Source organism: Prosthecobacter algae (assembly GCF_039542385.1).
Lineage (GTDB): Bacteria > Verrucomicrobiota > Verrucomicrobiia > Verrucomicrobiales > Verrucomicrobiaceae > Prosthecobacter > Prosthecobacter algae.
On the sequence record NZ_BAABIA010000001.1, the window covers coordinates 613,928 to 630,123 of the forward strand.

Sequence of the window (16,196 nt, forward strand, 5' to 3'; positions counted from 1 at the left end):
CCTCATTCCCACCCGGGAGTGAGGCCTTTTTTTGGGCCAAGAGGGCAGTCCTCGGCCCCTGGGCTGCTTGCTGGCCAATCCACCGGAAACGCGTGAAACGCCCGAAACGTTCGCATCGACAAACATCATTTTGCAATTTAGGGCATTGTTAACCAAACTTTTTTTGGCACTTAGGCCTTTCACCCCCGGTACGCCCTTGCACAGGGGAAAAGCTCCCCTTAGTTTCTCCCATGACGACCTTTGATCTGGATCCTGCGGCCCTCCTGAAGGTCGCCGCCCAGGTGGCCTGTGAGTATGGGTGCGAAGTCCGCGTTTCCAGGCGTGGAGCCTTCTCCGTCCGCCCCCTCGCCGCACGCCCCACCTCCACCGACCGGGTGCGCAGGCACCGTGAGAACAAGCGCCTGCTTTCCCAGGCCGAACCTGCCGTGGAAAGCCGCGCTGCTGAACAGTGTAAAACATCATCCGACACTGCCAACAGAAATGAAACGCCTGAAACGCTTCCAGAATCTGCGTCCATTTGCCCCTCTCTCCCTCCCTCTCCTCCTTCCCCCGTTCCCCCATCCTCCACACCCGCCCTCACACCCGTGCCTCCTCCCGCACGTACGAGCCGCCCCCAGGCGGCAAGGCGGCAGGAAACCGAAAACAACCTCCGCCTAGCCCAGGAAGTGCCCCTGCCAGCGGCGCTGGACACCGCCGAATTCCGCACCCTTTGGGCCGACTGGTGCTGCCACCGCGCCGCCCTGGCCCGGCTGAATCCGCAGAAGCAATGGACCGCCCTCGCCGCCCGCAACACCCTGGCCGAATGCGCTCGCCACGGCCTGAAGACCGCCCTGGAGGCCATCCCCTGCGCCATCGCCAACGGCTGGCAGAGCCTCGTCTGGGAACGCCTCACCGCCCCGCGTGGAAGCGGCAGCGGGGGCGGATTCAACCGGCCTCACAACGGCGGCAACGGCATCCCAGGCAGCGTGTTTTGCAACAAGCCCCGCCCTCGAAACCAGGCCTACCTCGCATCGGAAGCCACGCTCGGCCTCACGGCGGATCAGATCAGCAAGTTCTGACCTTTGCGCCTAACTACTTTTCAAACAAACGAAACACACAACACCTGATCAACGCCGCATGACCGCCATGACTGCCACGCCGCCTGTGAAACCCAAGAACGAGTCCGCCCTCGAAAAGCTGGACCGCCTGCTCCAGAAAATCGCCGAGCGCACCAGCGAGTTCGAGAAGCAGCTCGATGCCGAGCCACAGACCCTGCACTGCGGCATGCATGGCCCCGACCAGCGGCGGCTGGATCGCGATGCCTCCATCCAGGCCGCGCGGCCCGTTTACACCTGCCCCGGCTGCGAGCAGGCGAAGTTTGAGCAACGCTACCTCCAGCGCATGGAGGAGGCAGAAATCCCCGCCGATGTGCGCCATGCCACCCTGGAAAACTTCCGCACCGATCTCCCCGGCGTGATGCCAGGCCGTGGCCACCACACGCCCGTGCAGTTCCTGGAGGCCGCACGCCAGTTTGCCACCGGCAGCCTGCGCAACCTCATCATCGCAGGCACCCCCGGCATCGGCAAAGGCCACCTCGCCGCCGCCCTGGCCCGGCATGAAATTCTGCTGGGCCGCCGCGTGCGCTGGATCGAGTGCGCGCGCCTCTTTGCCAATTTCCACCGCGCCTACCAGACCGAGACTGGCGACGCCCTGCTCACGCGATACGCCGCGCCCTCCCTGCTGATCCTCGATGAAGTCTGCCTGCGCGATCTCCCTGCCGATGGTGAAGAGATCCTCTTTGCCATCCTCGACCGCCGCCACAAGGCCGGACGCCGCAGCATCCTACTGGGCAACAAGCCCGCCCAGGAAACTCGCCACTGGCTGGGCGACCGCATCAGCGACCGCCTCCGCTCCGGCGGCGTTACTTTTTGTTATGGCGAATGGCCCAGCGCCCGCGGCTCCACCAACGATGGGGCTGAGTTTTGATGGGTGGAATATGGTTCTCTGTTTAAATAGATGACACCCCTCACGGCACCACGGTCACAGGCGTGCCCATGGGGCAGGCGAGGAAGAATTTCTCGGCCATGTGGCCGGGGAGGCGGATGCAGCCGTGGGAGGCGGGGTAGCCGGGGAGATAGCCCTGGTGCATACCCACGCCGCCGTAGATGCGCATGAAGTAGTACATCTTCGCTCCTTCAAAACGGGTGCCGGGTGGGCGGCGGTCCTTGCGGTTGTCAATGTTCGTCATCACCACGTTGCCGTACATGTCCTCGTAGTCGCCGTAGATGGAGGATTTGTGGTCGATGTCCTTCTCGATCACGCGGTATCGGCCCGGGCGGGTGTCATACCCTTCGGAGCCGGAGGAAATGGGAGAGCCGCCGGCGAGGTGGCCGCCTTTGTAGAGATAGACCATCTGCTCGCCTAGGACGATGCGGATGGACGGGCGGCCCTGCATCCCATCGGCATACCAAAAGGAGCTATCGCTGCGGAACAGGCCCATCACGCGGGAGGGCAGTTTTTTGGCCACATTCACGCCCTGCTGCCCATAGCGAAACAGGTTCTGCCCATAGGACGGCTGGCCCCCGTAGGCGGGCTGCCCGCCATAATAGGGCTGGGTGGAGCAACTGACGCTGAGCAGCGGCAGGAGGAGCAGGCAGGCGGAAAGTAGGCGGGGGAAGGTCATGCGGAGGGTGATACGGATGAAAGCATAAAGATAGCCTGCTTGGACAGATAAGTTTCAGTCCCGCTTCTGCTCTTGCATCCGGGAACGCTCCATGCCTTCATGGGCGCGCATGAAGCGCCTCCTCACTCTTTTCGCCTTTTTTACCACTGCTGTCCTGGCCGGGGAACCTGCACCCCTGGCACCCGGCCTTTCGCCAGAGGTAAAACCCTGGCAGCAAAACAGCATCGACCTGGAAGTGGGCTACCTGTGGAAGGTGGGCGGTGACACGCCGCTGGACTATGAAAGCGCCCCGGTGATGCTGTCCTGGCGCCCGGCCTACATGATGCACCATGTTTTTGAAGACGGTTCTGCCATCGTCGTACGCAGCCGCTTTGCCGCCATCGGCCAGGCCATCCTCCAGGGTCCTGAAAATCACTACTTCGGCTTCATGGCCGCCCCGTCCCTGGAGTATTGGGATGCCACCGGCACCTGGTCCGTGTATGGCCAGCTCGGCGGTGGTCTGGGCTGGATTGATTCCCAGGGCGTGACCGGCGGCCAGGGCCAGGACCTGACCTACAATTGGTTCGCCGCCGCAGGCGTCTCCTACGCCGTGGCTCAAAATGTGGACCTGCGCCTGGGCGCGATGTTCCAGCACCTGTCCAACCAGGGTGCCACCGATCCGAATCCGGGGCTGAATTCCCTGGGTGTCACCCTGGGCGTTACCTGGAGTTTCTAATCCGGCTTCATGTTCAGCATCGTCGAAGCCATCCGTCAGCGTGCGACGCCCCAAGCGGTCGCGTTGGTCCAGAAAGACCGCACGCTCAGTTACGAGTCCCTTTTCCAGCAGTGCGATGCCCTCGCTGCGGTGATCCGGCAGCATCTGCCGCGTGATCCCGCGCGGGCGGACCGCCTGCGCATCGGGGTGCACTTCCCCAGCAGCCTGGACTATGTGCCCCTGGCGCTGGCCACCCTGGCCGCCGGGGCCTGCTTTGTGCCCATCCCGGATGAACTGGCCGATGAGGAAAAGCGCGACCTCGCCACCCGCACCGGCATGGATGCCGTGCTGGTGCTGGAAACGCTGGCCGGCTGGCTGCCTGAGGGCACGCAAAAGCTGGGCGACTTCAGCGTGGCCGAACAAAAAGTGCTGATCCAGCGCCTGCCCGTCGCCACGTCCAGTTTCCCGGCGGCGGCGTTTGAAGGGATCAATCCCGCCTTCATCCGATTTAGCTCCGGCACCACGGGCAAATCGAAGGGCGTGCTGCTTTCCCACGAGTCCCTGCTGGAGCGCATCACCGCCGCCAATGAAGGCCTGCGCATCGGCCCGGGTGACCGCGTGCTGTGGGTGCTGCCCATGGCGCATCACTTTGCCGTCTCCATCGTCCTGTACCTCTACCACGGGGCCACGACCATCATCGAGGAAACCCACATGGGCGAGGACCTGCTGCGCGCGGGGGCAGAACAAAAGGCCACCGTCATGTACGGCAGCCCCGTGCACTACCGCCAGCTCGTGGAGGCACCGCCCGTGGGCGAGTGGACCACCCTGCGCCTGGCCGTGGCCACCGCCGCTGCGCTGGATGCTGCCACGGCGGAGAAATTCCGCGCCCGTTTTGGCCGTGATCTCGTGCAGGGCCTGGGCATCATCGAGCTGGGCCTGCCCGTGCTGAACCTTACAGGGGCTCAAGAGGCCCCCGAGGCCATCGGCCTGCCACTGAGCGCCTACGAATGCCTGCTGAAGGATGACACGGGCCGCGAACCGCCTGCGGGTGAGCCGGGTGAAATCTGCCTGCGTGGCAAGGGCATGTTCGATGCCTACCTGGACCCCTGGATGCCGCGCGCGGAAGCCCTGGATGCGGAAGGCTGGTTCGCCACAGGTGACCTGGGCCGCCGCGATGCTGCGGGCCGCGTGACCATCTGCGGGCGCAGGAAAACGCTGATCAATGTCGGGGGCATGAAGGTGTTCCCGGAGGAAGTGGAGCGCGTGCTGGATTGCCACCCGAAGGTGCAGCGCTCCCTCGTCGAGGCCCGCCTGCATCCGCTTTATGGGGAGGTGCCCATCGTGCGCTACATCGCCAGCCCCGAGGGTGCCCCCACCACGATGGAGCTGCGCAACCACTGCCGCGCCCACCTCGCCGGGTACAAGATCCCCCTGCTCTTCAGCGCCGTGCCGGAACTGCCCCTGACCGCCAGCGGCAAGTTGAAGCGCGCTTAAAGTCAAAAGCCGGGCGGCGGTGTACAAAGCATCGCCGCTCCGGATTTGTAGTCTGGGTGAGCTGCTTGGTCGTAGCCTAACCTCTCTAAACCGGGGCCTTGGCGGCTGCGGCGACGACCTTTTGCAGCTCGGTGAGTTCGCGGTGGAGGTCGAGGCTTTCTCGCTGGAGATCGGCCACTTCCTGGGGATCCAGGTTCGGGTGCTTGAGCTGGGTCTGCAGGCGCTGGTGCTGCTGCTTCAGGCATTTCAGCGACAGGATTTGCAGGGAGTGCTGCGCATCCACCAGCTTGCCCGGAGGCGGGGCCATGTGCTGCACCTGGGTCAGTGCGGCCTCTTCGTCCCGGTCGAGGGTGAAGAGGAAGGTGTTGAAGGAATCCGGGTTCGCGGGCTCGAAGTCGCCTAACCAGACGCGTGACAAAAGCTCCATGCCGACGAGGTCATGCAGCACATTTTGTTCGCCATGTTCGCGCAGCCAGAGCAGGATTTCGGGATCGGAAAGGGCCAGGCGGCAGAGCATGAGGGCGGTGGCATCCTGCGCAGCCAGCAGCTTTTCCCCCGCGCGTTCGTTGGTTACTTCCTTCTTGTTACGGTTGCTCAGGCCCTTTTCGGCCTTGGTCACCAGCTTGCGCATGATTTCCTCGGAGATGCCCAGGCTGTTGGCCACCCGCTGGATGGTGGTCTGCTTGGCAATGGGCGTGTCGAAGAGCTTGACGTTTTCCGCCATCTCTTCGGCGAACTTGATGCGCTCTCGCATCTCGGTCAGGTCACGGCGGGAGCCGACGCTGGCGAGCTGGTAATCCACGAAGTCCTTGGCATGTTTGACGAGTTCGCCAAAGGCCTCCACACCTTCCTTGCGGATGTAGGAGTCGGGGTCTTCGCCCTTCGGCAGCATGGCCACTTTGACAATGAGGCCGTAGGGGGCCAGGGCCTGGAAGGCGCGCTCGGCAGCCTTGTAGCCAGCGTTGTCCGAGTCATAACAAAGCACGATTTCATCGGCCTGGCGCTTCAGGGCTTTGGCGTGGAATTCAGTGAAGGCGGTACCCTGGCCTGCGACCACGTTTTGAAACCCGGCCTCATAGACCATGAGGGTGTCAATCTGGCCTTCGCAGACGATGGCCTGGCCTGCCTTGGAGATGCCGCGTTTGGATTTGTCGAAGCCGAAGAGGACCTTGCTCTTGTTGAACAGCGGGGTCTCGGGCGAGTTCAGGTACTTGGCGGCCTTGGCATCGGCCTCCAGCACACGTCCGCTGAAGGCGATGACCTCGCCATTGTCATTGCAGATGGGGAACATCAGCCGGTGGCGGAAGCGGGGGTAGGCATCGCCGCGTTCTTCACTCGTGGCCAGGATGCCGGCCTCGATGAGCAAGCCGGAGCCGATCTTGTTTTTCATGGCCCATTCCCGCAGCGGCTGGGTATTGGGCGGGGCGTAGCCGAGCTTCCAGCGTTTGGCCACCTCGGCGCTGATGCCCCGGTTTTTCAGGTACTGCCGGGCGGCATCGGCCATGGGGTGCTTCATCAGCAACTGGTGATACCAGGTGGCGATCTCCTGATGCACGCGGATGAGGGAGCTGCGCAGCTTGGCCGCGGCCTCGGCATTGGCGTCCCAGACTTCTTCCTCGATGCGGATGCCGGCCTGCTCCGCCAACCGCTTCACCGCCTCCATGAAGGTGAGGCCATCGTGCTCCATGACAAAACGGAAAGCATTCCCCCCCGCGCCACAGCCGAAGCAATGGTAGGAATTGGTGGAGGGACGGACGTTGAAGGAGGGGGACTTTTCGTTGTGAAAGGGGCACAGGCCCACCCAGTTCGTCCCGGCCCGGCGCAGCTTCACGGAGCGCCCCACCAGGTCCACGATGTCCGTGGCGGCGAGCACTTGCTGCAGGGTTTCTTCCGGGATGCGAGGCATGGGGTGGAGAAGATGGCGGAGGCCAGGGCAGTGTGCAACTGGCGCATCATCTTGGTAGGGCGGCTGGTCCCCAGCCGCAGCCCTGCCCCCTACGTCCGCGCTTTCCGCCGCAGGCATCGTCTTGGTAGGGCGGCTGGTCCCCCAGCCGCAGCCCTGCCCCCCTACGTCCGCGCTTTCCGCCGCAGGCGCATCGTCTTGGTAGGGCGGCTGGTCCCCAGCCGCAGCCCTGCCCCCCTACGCCCGCGCTTTCCGCCGCAGGCGCAGCCACAGGAGGGACAGCGCCAGGGTGCCCAAAAACCAGCCCGGCCACCACGTGAGGCTAGTGGCGAAGATGCGCAGATCCCCCGAAGGCAGCGCGAGGTCCTTTTGCAACCACTGGGTGTGCCAGCCAAAGAGCAGCGTCATCACGCCATAGGCGAGGTTCATCGTCAGGCCGCGAAAGCTGAGAGCAGTGGCGCGGCGGGCGGAGTCCACAATGTCATTCAGGTAATAGGAGAGAAAGAACTGCAGGAAGCGCATGGCCAGCATCAGCGGCACCACCAGGGCCACGCCCAGAAAACCGGGCTGCGGACAGGCGGCGAAAAGCAGGCCCACCAGGGTCATGACGGCCAGCCAGGTGAAATTCGACCGCTGGCTGCCCTGGGTGGACATGCGCTCCATCAGCCCCGCCGTGGCCAGGCCCAGGAGCGAAGCCACCGTGCCGATGATGCCATACCAAGCCTCCGTGATGCCGACGAGGCGGTAGAAGTTGCTGGAGACGGTGAGGAAGAGGCGGATGATGCTGTCAAAGACGACGCCGAGGAGGATGAGCGTGAAGGCGGCCTCTGTGCGCCAGATCCAGCGCCCGGTTTCCAAAATGCGCGCAAAGGCCAGCCGGGCCTCATGCAGCCAGCCGCCGGTGCGCGCGACGATGGCCGTGGCGGGTTCCGTCATGCGCAGGGTCACCAGCAGGCAGGCGATGCCGGTGAGGAAATTTAGCCCCAGGGGGATCTTCATGGTCCAGGCGCGGGGCACCTCCCCCAGGCCCAGCCACGCGAGCGCGGCGCTGACTTTGCCATGGTCATAGAGCAGACCGCCGCTGACGGAGGAGACGATGAATCCCAGGGCCATGGCGCGGCTGAGCTGGGCCATGACCTTTGGCCACAGCACCGGGCGTTCCGCCTCCGGCAGGGAGTCATAGGTCAGGGCTTCGTCCGCCCCGCTGGCGGCCGCTTCAGCAGCCCCGCTGAGGATGCGGTTCAGCACAAACAGCCACAGGACGACATCGTGATTCCCCACGGGCATGAGGCACAGCACGCCCATCTCCGCCACCATCAGCCAGCCTGCGGCGACGATGAGCGGGCGGCGGCCAAACTGGTCTGCCAGGGCCCCGGAGGGCACCTCCAGCAGGACGATGGTGATGGCCCAAACGACATTCAGCGCGGCGAATTCGCCAATGCTCAGCCCCAGGTCCAGAAACAGGACGGTGAAGATGGGGTAGTAGAAGCGGCAGTTAAACAGCAGCCGGAACCAGATGAAAAGACGGGCATTGAGAGGCATCGGCGAGGGGAGTGGAAAGGGTGCGTGAGAGTGGGGCAGGAGGACGAGACTGGCAAAGCAGATCCCTGGCCTTTTTTCGTTACCAGGTGCCTACGTCCGCCGTTAGGCCCCGGCGTATGTCACCTTCGCTGAAAAATACCCTGGTCGGGCTGATCCTCCTCGCCGTCCTCTTCCTCATTGTGGAGCGTGTGCTGGGCAAGGCGCGCGGGCCGCTGCTGCGCCGGGGCTGGCTGACGGACGTGGCGTATTTCTTTTTCACACCTTTTGTTACGCGGGTGCTTTCCAAAGGCGGGCTCATCCTGCCTGCCGTGCTGCTGGTGTGGTGCGGGGTGGCCAGTGCGGAGGACTTTCGCCAGCAGACCTACGCGGGCTTTGGCCCCCTGGCTAGGCAGCCCTTATGGCTGCAAGCGATCGAGATCTACGTGCTGGCAGATTTCCTGGCTTACTGGAGCCATCGCCTCTTCCACGGCGGGCGCTGGTGGCCCTTCCATGCGGTGCATCACAGCTCGGAAGATCTGGATTGGCTGAGCAGCATCCGGGTGCATCCGGTGAATGATCTGGTGAACAAATTCATCCAGGTCACGCCTCTCCTGCTGCTGGGATTCAACCCCTGGGTCACGCTGTCCACCGCGCCCTTTTTCACCCTCTACGCCATCTTCCTGCATGCGCGGGTGGACTGGGACTTCGGGCCGCTGCGTTACGTCATCGCCACGCCGATGTTTCATCGCTGGCATCACAGCCGTCTGCGCGAGGCCTGGGACAAAAACTTCGCGGGCCTCTTCCCCTTTTGGGATCTGTTCTTTGGCACCTTCTTCATGCCCCGTGGTCGCGTGCCGGAGGACTTTGGTGTGGCCGGAGGATTCCCCCAGGACATGGCGGGCCAGCTTTGGGAACCGGTGCGGCGGCTTTTGCCTAACCAAAAGAGCCGACATGAAGAGGTGGAGGCATCTTCACATTAGGCCGTGTGGTGTCCTGCAATGCAGGGTTGGTTTTGTCGTGCGAAGTGCCCTAAGCGGGCGGCAGCGGATCGGAATCGGGGCATTCGCAAAGCCTTGATCATCAATGATTTGATGGGTGATGGCGATAAGTTGGCACACGCCATGCCCTTGGAAGATGCTGTCCTATTTCAAACCCCTCACCCATCATGAAAAACACATTCCTCCCTCTTGCTGCTGCCTTCACCTTGCTGACTCCGATGATGACGATGGCAGGTCCCAAAGAAGACGAACAGGTGCGCCAGGCGGCGGCGGTGATGAACCGCTTTAAGTCGATGCCTGAAACCGAAATCCCCCAGCACGTGCTGCGCCATGCCAAAGGCCTGGCTATCGTGACGATGACCAAAGGTGGCTTCATGTGGTCGGGCAAAGTGGGCCAGGGCGTCGTCGTGGCCCGCAATGGTCGTAGCTGGTCCGGCCCCTCCTTCATCGGCACCGGTGGTGTCGGCTTTGGTCCCCAGATCGGTGGTCAGGTCACCGAGTTCATCTTCGTGCTGAACACGCCCGAAGCCGTGCGCGCTTTCTCGAATGACGCCAATGTCCAGCTCGGCGGTGCCCTCAGCGTCGCTGCCGGTCCCGTGGGCCGCAGTGCGGAAGCAGGCGTCACGCCCAATGCCGCTGTGTATGCCTACAGCCGCAGCCAGGGCCTCTTTGCCGGGGTCTCCCTGGAAGGCACGGTGATCGCCACCAAGAAGAAGGCCAACCAGCGCTACTACAATCGCCCGGTGGAAGCCTCCACCATCCTGGCCGGCAAGGTCCGCGCCCCCGCCAGCGCCAGCCAGCTCCGCCGCACCCTGTAAGGCGCGATAAGGCCCTGCGATAGACGATCCCCCCCAAAGCGGCCCCGGTTTTCCTGGGCCGCTTTTTTTGGGTCGCCGCGTCCGCAAAAATGTAGCCGCGTCCGCCAGGACGTGGGGGTTTGGGAGTGTCGAAAGCATAAGAACTCTCGCCCCAGACCACCCGCTGGCGCGGGCAGCTACGTGTAGCCGCGTCCGCCAGGACGTGGGGGTTTGGGAAGTGTCGAGAGCGTGAGAGCCCTCGCCCCAGACCACCCGCTGGCGTGGGCAGCTACGATGTAGCCGCGTCCGCCAGGACGTGGGGTTTGGGAAGTGTCGAAAGCGTGAGCCCCCTCGCCCAGACCACCCGCTGGCGCGGGCAGCTACGTGTAGCCGCGTCCGCCAGGACGTGGAGGTTTGGGAATGTCGAAAGCGTAATAGCCCCCGCCCCAGACCACCCGCTGGCGCGGGCAGCTACGGGGGCATCCTTCCATTTTGATAAGCCATCAAACGCCAGTAGCGTAACCAATAGTCGGACAAAGATGGCGTGAGTTCGGGATATCCCGGAATCATGCAGCCTCTGAAGGGCCAGTGAACTTTGTCCGAAACCAGGCCAGCCCGCACTGGATTCTCAGCTATGTAATGAGCCAGAGCTTCGAAGGCGTAGCGGTCGCTTTCCTGGGGACGCAAAACATGGTCGTAAGGTTGTTTTTGCCAGATAGCTTTTGTAGCCACCAGCAAAGGCTCAGTTTTTTGGCGCAGGAACGAAATGAATCTTCGTTGATCGGCCTGGGCAGTCCAGCCCACCACCAGCAGATGGGCGTGGTCAGGCATGAGACAATACAAAGGGCAGGCCACTTCATATCGGGAACAGCCATGCAAAAGAGCCCAACGAAACTCCTCATGAAACTTTTCGGAAAGCCAGCCCGTGGCGCGTTGGTCCATCGTTAACGTCCAGTGTATGACACTCCGGCCACGATAAGCATTGGCATTGAGTCGTGGGAGATGCTCTCTCGCTTTCTCTTCGGGCATGAAAGACGACAGCTTTGGGCTACCCAGGATTCAAGGTGTTTTCGCACATCCTTGGAAGATTTTGGCAGCTACAGTAGCCGCGTCCGCCAGGACGTGGGGGTTTGGGGGCGTCGAAAGCGTGAGAACCCTCGCCCAGACCACCCGCTGGCGCGGCAGCTACCTGTAGCCGCGTCCGCCAGGACGTGGGGTTTGGGGAATGTCGATAGCGTAAGAGCCCTCGCCCCAGACCACCCGCTGGCGCGGGCAGCTACAGTAGCCGCGTCCGCCAGGACGTGGGGGTTTGGGGGCGTCGAAAGCGTGAGAACTCTCGCCCAGACCACCCGCTGGCGCGGGCAGCTACAGTAGCCGCGTCCGCCAGGACGTGGGGGTTTGGGAGGTGTCGAAAGCTCTTTTTACCCGCGTGGCAAATCCAGGCTTGCATCGGGGTGATGGTTTCCTGTTTCTGGAGACGTTCTCTTCCGCCTTATGAACCGCCGCTCCTTTTTCCGTTCCTCCACCGCCCTGGCCGCTGCCTCTGCGGGGGCCACCCTCGCGCCACGTGCCTCCGCCGCCGTCATTGACAAAGCGGCGGCAGATCCCGCCTACAAGATCAAGAACAGCGGCATCAAGCACACCCTCATGGGCTGGTGCTGGAAGCCGATGGACACGCTCGTTTTGGCCCAACATGCCAAGGACATCGGGCTGGTGGGCATCGAGGGCATCGACAAAAAATACTACCCGGATATGAAGAAACTGGGCCTGGGCATCAGCCTCGTGGGCTCGCATGGTTTTGCCAAAGGGCCCTGCAACCCGGAGAACCGCGACTTCGTCATCAAGAGCCTCACCGAAGGCATTGATCTGGCCTCCGATGTGGGCTGCAAAAAGGTCATCACCTTCACCGGCATGAGCTTTGAAGGCATGGACCGCGACAAGGCCATCCAAGACTGTCTGGACACCTGGAAGGCGGTGCTGCCCCATGCGGAAAAGAAGGGCATCACGCTGGTGCTGGAGCACCTGAACAGCCGAGATAGCAGTCACCCCATGAAAGGCCACCCCGGCTACTTCGGCGATGACGTGGACTTCTGCGTGGACCTCATCAAGCAGATCGGCAGCCCCAACTTCAAGCTGCTGTTCGACATCTACCACGTCAGCATCATGAATGGCGATGTCATCCGCCGCATGCGCCAGCACAAGGATTACATCGGCCACCTGCACACCGCCGGCAATCCTGGCCGCTGCGAGCTGGACGAGAACCAGGAGATCAACTACCCCGCCATCATGAAGGCCGCCCTCGAGATCGGCTACCACGACTACGTCGCCCATGAGTTCATCCCCACCTGGGACGATCCCATCCTGGCCCTGAGGCATGCCTGCATGGTGTGTGATGTTTAACGCCTAACAAACCATGAAAAACACACTCGTCTGTCTGTTGCTGGCTCTGAGTGCTACCTTGAGTGTGGCGGAAGAGAGTCTCATCACCAGCTTCGGAAATCACTCCTATGCAGAGCACGGCGTGGTGGTGGAGGTCACGGATAGTGGCGAAGACTTGGGTTGCATCCTGGCTAGGTTTGATGTGCCAGGTTTCCAAGGAGAGGTGGGGTTGGGTAAGAACGATTCCCTGAAGATGATCTGTGGGAAATGGGCCCTGCAATTTGTGCCGCCTAACGAACTGTGGATTCACGATGGCCAGGGGCAGATCCGGCTTCTGGAAAGAACCCTCACCCCTCGCGGCTTCAAGAACTCTTCCAGTGGTGCGGTGCCTGAACTCCTGATTAGAGCCCCGGTGAAGCTGCGGCAGCAAATGGCAGCCAGCCAAATAAAGAAGGCTGAAGTCCGATGATTGGTGATTACATAAGACCTACTTCGAGGACCAGAGTCGCTGGGGAGGTTTAGGTGGCTTTCGCCACAAAAGTACTTCCAGGGGTTCTTCGCGCTCCAGTCCGGGGTAAGATTTCCAAATTTCTCCTTCCCTCGCTCGCACATCTCCTTGAAGAATGCCGCGCTTTCCGGCGTTCTTTGTGACCGCTTTTCCGAAAAACCTGTCCTTCCCCTGTCAACTGCCTCATGTCCTCCCCCAAAGCTCCTTCCTCCACAGGCCGCAACATGGCCCTCATTGCTGCTTTCCTGGGCTGGCTGTTTGATGGATTTGAAATGGGGCTGTTTCCGCTCATCGGCAAACCGGCGCTGCAGGACCTGCTGGCCTCCCGCATCGCCCCGGAGCTGATGACGGCGACTCTGGACCGTTGGTTCAGCGTGATCATCGCCACCTTCCTCGTCGGCGCGGCGACGGGCGGTGTGTTCTTTGGCTGGCTGGGCGACCGCATCGGCCGGGTGAAGGCCATGTCGTTTTCCATTTTCACGTACGCCATTTTTACGGGTCTGTGCGGCTTTGCCACCGAGGCTTGGCATGTGGCCATCCTGCGCTTCATCGCCTCCCTGGGCATGGGTGGCGAGTGGGCCCTGGGGGTGGCCTTGGTGAACGAACTTTGGACCAAGGGCAACCGCGCGTTTGTAGCCGGAGCCATCGGTGCGGCGGCCAATATCGGCTACCTGCTGGTGGCTGGGCTGAGCCTGGGCATGAACACCTTCATCGGCACCATGCGTAGCTGGACGCTGGCCCTGGGCGGCTCTGAAAATCTGGCGAACTATCTGCTAGACCACCAGGCCTGGCGCTTCCTCATGATCATCGGCGCGCTGCCTGCACTGATCATCTTCCTGATCCGAATCTTTGTGCCAGAATCCGACAAGTGGGAAGAAGAGAAGGCCTCCGGCAAGACCAGTCACTGGAGCACGGTGGATCTCAATGGCGTGCTCATCGGTGCCATCGCCGCCATGGTCATCATCTGGTCTTGGTCGCCCATGGGCATCGATGCCGGGGTCACCACGGTGGTCGCCGCACTGATCACGGTCACCTGCTTTGCCATCGTGGTGTGGGGCTACCTGCTGCCCGTGCGTCGTTACCTGGGCCGTGCAGAAAGCGCCGGCAGCATCACGGAGCAGAGCCGCATCACCATCCGGCGGAATTTGATCCTGGGCGCAACTCTCGCAGGCATCGCCCTGCTGGGTACCTGGGGCGCAGCGCAGCAGAGTGCGAAGTGGTCCAGTTCGTCCGAACTGAATGCCAATGGCTACACCAACGTGGCCCAGTTCACCCAGATCGCCACCTCCCTGGGGGCCATCCTGTTTGCCTTCATCGCCCCGGTCATCGCCAATATCCTGAACCGCCGCCAGACCTACTTCCTCATGTGCGTGGCCGCCCTCGGCTCCGCCCTGCTTTTCTACAAGACGAACACCATCATTGGCCCCTGGTTCTTTGCCACGGCCTTCCTCATGGGCGGCCTCACTGCGAGCTTCTATGGCTTCTTCCCGCTGTATCTGCCGGAGCTTTTCCCGACGAGCGTGCGCGCCACCGGCCAGGGTTTCTGCTTCAATGTGGGCCGCATCATCGCTGCCATCGGCGGTCTGCAGATCGCCAACCTGGTGGGCGTGTTCGGCTCCTCGGCGAATGCTTACTCCGCCCTCTGCGCGATCTACATTGCCGGGATGCTGCTGGTGTGGTTCGCCCCGGAGACGAAGGGTAAAGCGCTGGCTTGAGGCAGTTGCGGAACTGAACCAAGCAGGCCACAGTACCTGCTCCCCTTTTTTCCGTGGCCTCCTTTTACACTTACGAACAGCTCCAGCACTGGGCCGATGTGGCCTCCACCCTGCAACCTCCAGCACGGCTGGCGGTCATCGGTGATCCCATCGGCCATTCGAAGTCCCCGCAGATGCACAACCCGGCTCTGAAAGCCTGCGGTTTGGAGGCGCAGTACGTGCGGGTGCAGGTGCCCGTGGGCCAGGTGAAGGAAGCCTTTGGCCTGTTCATTCAAAACGGGTTCCAGGGGGTGAACATCACCATCCCGCACAAGTTCGAAGCGCTGGATGCCGTGGACTTTGTGGACCCGCTGGCCCGCCGCCTGGGCGCGGTGAATACCCTGGCGATTCGCGAGGGAAAGATGCACGGGTTTAATACCGATGGCCCAGGCTTCCTGCGCAGTGTGAAGGAAGCCTTCGGTGCGGAGGTGAAGGACTTGCGCGTGCTCATTCTCGGTGCTGGCGGTGGTGCCGGGCGCGCCGTGGCCGTGCAGAGCGTGCTGGCGGGATGTCAGCATCTTTGGTTAGCCAACCGGACTGAGGCCAAGCTGGCTCCGCTGGTGCAAGAGCTCGCGTCTTTAGGTTCTGCCCAAGTGCAGACCTGCACGCTGGATCATGCCGATTTGGCAGCGCAGTTGGCGAACGTGGATCTCATCGTCAACGCGACCTCCCTGGGCATGAAGCCCGAGGATGCCCCGCTGCTGCCCGATGGCTGCCTGGAGTCCCGCCACTGTGTTTACGACATGGTGTATCGAGCCAGCGGACCGACGGAACTCATCCAGGCTGCGGTGAACGTCGGGGCTCGTCATGCCGATGGCATGTGCCTGCTGCTGCATCAGGGTGCGATCTCCTTTGAGCACTGGTTCCCCGGTGTCACCGCACCATTGGAAGCGATGCGGCAGGGGCTGGCGGATGCGAGTTAAGAGGTCCTCACAAAGACACGATGTCCTTGGCCAAAGCAGATTTAGTTTGGATACAAACCAGCTAGGTGTTCATTGCTGGTTATGATCCGCCCATCCACCCTTGGCCGTCATGCCTGGATGTCATACTTGGCCATAGCCACCCCAGCGGTGGCTGTATGCAGTGTATCAGGCATTATCGCCTGTATCAGTGGTTGGGAGGACATCGGGCCCGTGGAGACTCCATCAGTTCCTGACTGGCAACGAAACGTGAGCCTCATGGCCCTGGTGAGTTGGCCATTCATCTGGCTTGCCAGCCTTTTGATGGCGCATCGGTTTGACCTGCCGGGGTATCGGCTACTGCCTTATGGGGTCAATCTTTTGCCCGCAGGCTGGTTGTTTGTAGAGATCTTATGGTCGTCGGCAGCGGAGTGGAGGGACTTTGACTGGATGTCGGCCTATCTAGGAGGACTGGTCTTGCTGCTCATCATCGGCCTTGCCGCTGCCCTGTTTAACGATGACACTCCCGGCCAGGAAGAACCAGCCATTGGTTAGGCCCAGTGAAATTTGGTTGTGACCAGGCTGGC

At 62.3% G+C, this 16,196-nt stretch carries 15 protein-coding genes; 11 read left to right on the forward strand and 4 right to left on the reverse strand.

Annotated features, from left to right (window positions below):
- The first annotated feature begins 230 nt into the window (after positions 1-230).
- The gene (locus ABEB25_RS02425; protein ID WP_345734788.1) at positions 231-1,058 is read left to right on the forward strand and encodes a hypothetical protein; all 828 of its coding nucleotides are present in this window, start codon (positions 231-233) and stop codon (positions 1,056-1,058) included.
- Between the two features lie 58 nt (positions 1,059-1,116).
- A complete protein-coding gene (locus ABEB25_RS02430; protein ID WP_345734789.1) occupies positions 1,117-1,965 on the forward strand; it encodes an ATP-binding protein in 849 nt (282 codons plus the stop codon).
- 40 nt (positions 1,966-2,005) lie between these two features.
- On the opposite strand, the gene ABEB25_RS02435 is transcribed toward ABEB25_RS02430, so the two are convergent.
- Complete coding sequence (locus ABEB25_RS02435; RefSeq protein WP_345734790.1) at positions 2,006-2,662, reverse strand: L,D-transpeptidase family protein; 657 nt, start codon at positions 2,660-2,662, stop codon at positions 2,006-2,008.
- A gap of 109 nt (positions 2,663-2,771) precedes the next feature.
- Between ABEB25_RS02435 and ABEB25_RS02440 the strand changes: the two genes are divergently transcribed.
- A complete protein-coding gene (locus ABEB25_RS02440; protein ID WP_345734791.1) occupies positions 2,772-3,377 on the forward strand; it encodes an acyloxyacyl hydrolase in 606 nt (201 codons plus the stop codon).
- A 9-nt stretch (positions 3,378-3,386) separates the two neighbouring features.
- Positions 3,387-4,850, forward strand: coding sequence for a class I adenylate-forming enzyme family protein (locus tag ABEB25_RS02445; RefSeq protein WP_345734792.1), 1,464 nt, complete (start codon positions 3,387-3,389; stop codon positions 4,848-4,850).
- Between the two features lie 85 nt (positions 4,851-4,935).
- Here ABEB25_RS02445 and dnaG read toward each other — a convergent pair whose 3' ends face one another.
- Both dnaG and ABEB25_RS02455 read right to left on the reverse strand, forming a co-directional pair.
- On the reverse strand, positions 4,936-6,756 hold the full coding sequence (gene dnaG / locus ABEB25_RS02450) for a DNA primase (RefSeq protein ID WP_345734793.1): 1,821 nt from the start codon (positions 6,754-6,756) through the stop codon (positions 4,936-4,938).
- Between the two features lie 234 nt (positions 6,757-6,990).
- The gene (locus tag ABEB25_RS02455; RefSeq protein ID WP_345734794.1) at positions 6,991-8,295 is read right to left on the reverse strand and encodes an MFS transporter; all 1,305 of its coding nucleotides are present in this window, start codon (positions 8,293-8,295) and stop codon (positions 6,991-6,993) included.
- Positions 8,296-8,411: 116 nt separating this feature from the next.
- Between ABEB25_RS02455 and ABEB25_RS02460 the strand changes: the two genes are divergently transcribed.
- Together ABEB25_RS02460 and ABEB25_RS02465 are read left to right on the forward strand one after the other, a co-directional pair.
- On the forward strand, positions 8,412-9,254 hold the full coding sequence (locus ABEB25_RS02460; RefSeq protein WP_345734795.1) for a sterol desaturase family protein: 843 nt from the start codon (positions 8,412-8,414) through the stop codon (positions 9,252-9,254).
- A gap of 185 nt (positions 9,255-9,439) precedes the next feature.
- Positions 9,440-10,090 carry a lipid-binding SYLF domain-containing protein gene (locus ABEB25_RS02465; protein WP_345734796.1) on the forward strand — a complete coding sequence of 217 codons (651 nt, stop codon included), beginning with the start codon at positions 9,440-9,442 and terminating at the stop codon, positions 10,088-10,090.
- A gap of 450 nt (positions 10,091-10,540) precedes the next feature.
- Here ABEB25_RS02465 and ABEB25_RS02470 read toward each other — a convergent pair whose 3' ends face one another.
- Positions 10,541-11,098, reverse strand: a complete 558-nt coding sequence (locus ABEB25_RS02470) for a hypothetical protein (RefSeq protein ID WP_345734797.1) — start codon at positions 11,096-11,098, stop codon at positions 10,541-10,543.
- 465 nt (positions 11,099-11,563) lie between these two features.
- On the opposite strand from ABEB25_RS02470, the gene ABEB25_RS02475 reads away from it, so the two are divergent.
- The 5 genes from ABEB25_RS02475 to ABEB25_RS02495 all read left to right on the forward strand — a co-directional run bounded on the left by ABEB25_RS02475 (position 11,564) and on the right by ABEB25_RS02495 (position 16,164).
- Complete coding sequence (locus tag ABEB25_RS02475) at positions 11,564-12,469, forward strand: TIM barrel protein (protein WP_345734798.1); 906 nt, start codon at positions 11,564-11,566, stop codon at positions 12,467-12,469.
- A 13-nt stretch (positions 12,470-12,482) separates the two neighbouring features.
- The gene (locus ABEB25_RS02480; protein WP_345734799.1) at positions 12,483-12,917 is read left to right on the forward strand and encodes a hypothetical protein; all 435 of its coding nucleotides are present in this window, start codon (positions 12,483-12,485) and stop codon (positions 12,915-12,917) included.
- Between the two features lie 224 nt (positions 12,918-13,141).
- Complete coding sequence (locus ABEB25_RS02485) at positions 13,142-14,671, forward strand: MFS transporter (protein WP_345734800.1); 1,530 nt, start codon at positions 13,142-13,144, stop codon at positions 14,669-14,671.
- 53 nt (positions 14,672-14,724) lie between these two features.
- A complete protein-coding gene (gene aroE, locus ABEB25_RS02490; protein ID WP_345734801.1) occupies positions 14,725-15,633 on the forward strand; it encodes a shikimate dehydrogenase in 909 nt (302 codons plus the stop codon).
- A gap of 81 nt (positions 15,634-15,714) precedes the next feature.
- Positions 15,715-16,164: a hypothetical protein gene (locus tag ABEB25_RS02495; protein ID WP_345734802.1), complete on the forward strand. Its 450-nt coding sequence runs from the start codon at positions 15,715-15,717 to the stop codon at positions 16,162-16,164.
- Positions 16,165-16,196 lie beyond the last annotated feature (32 nt).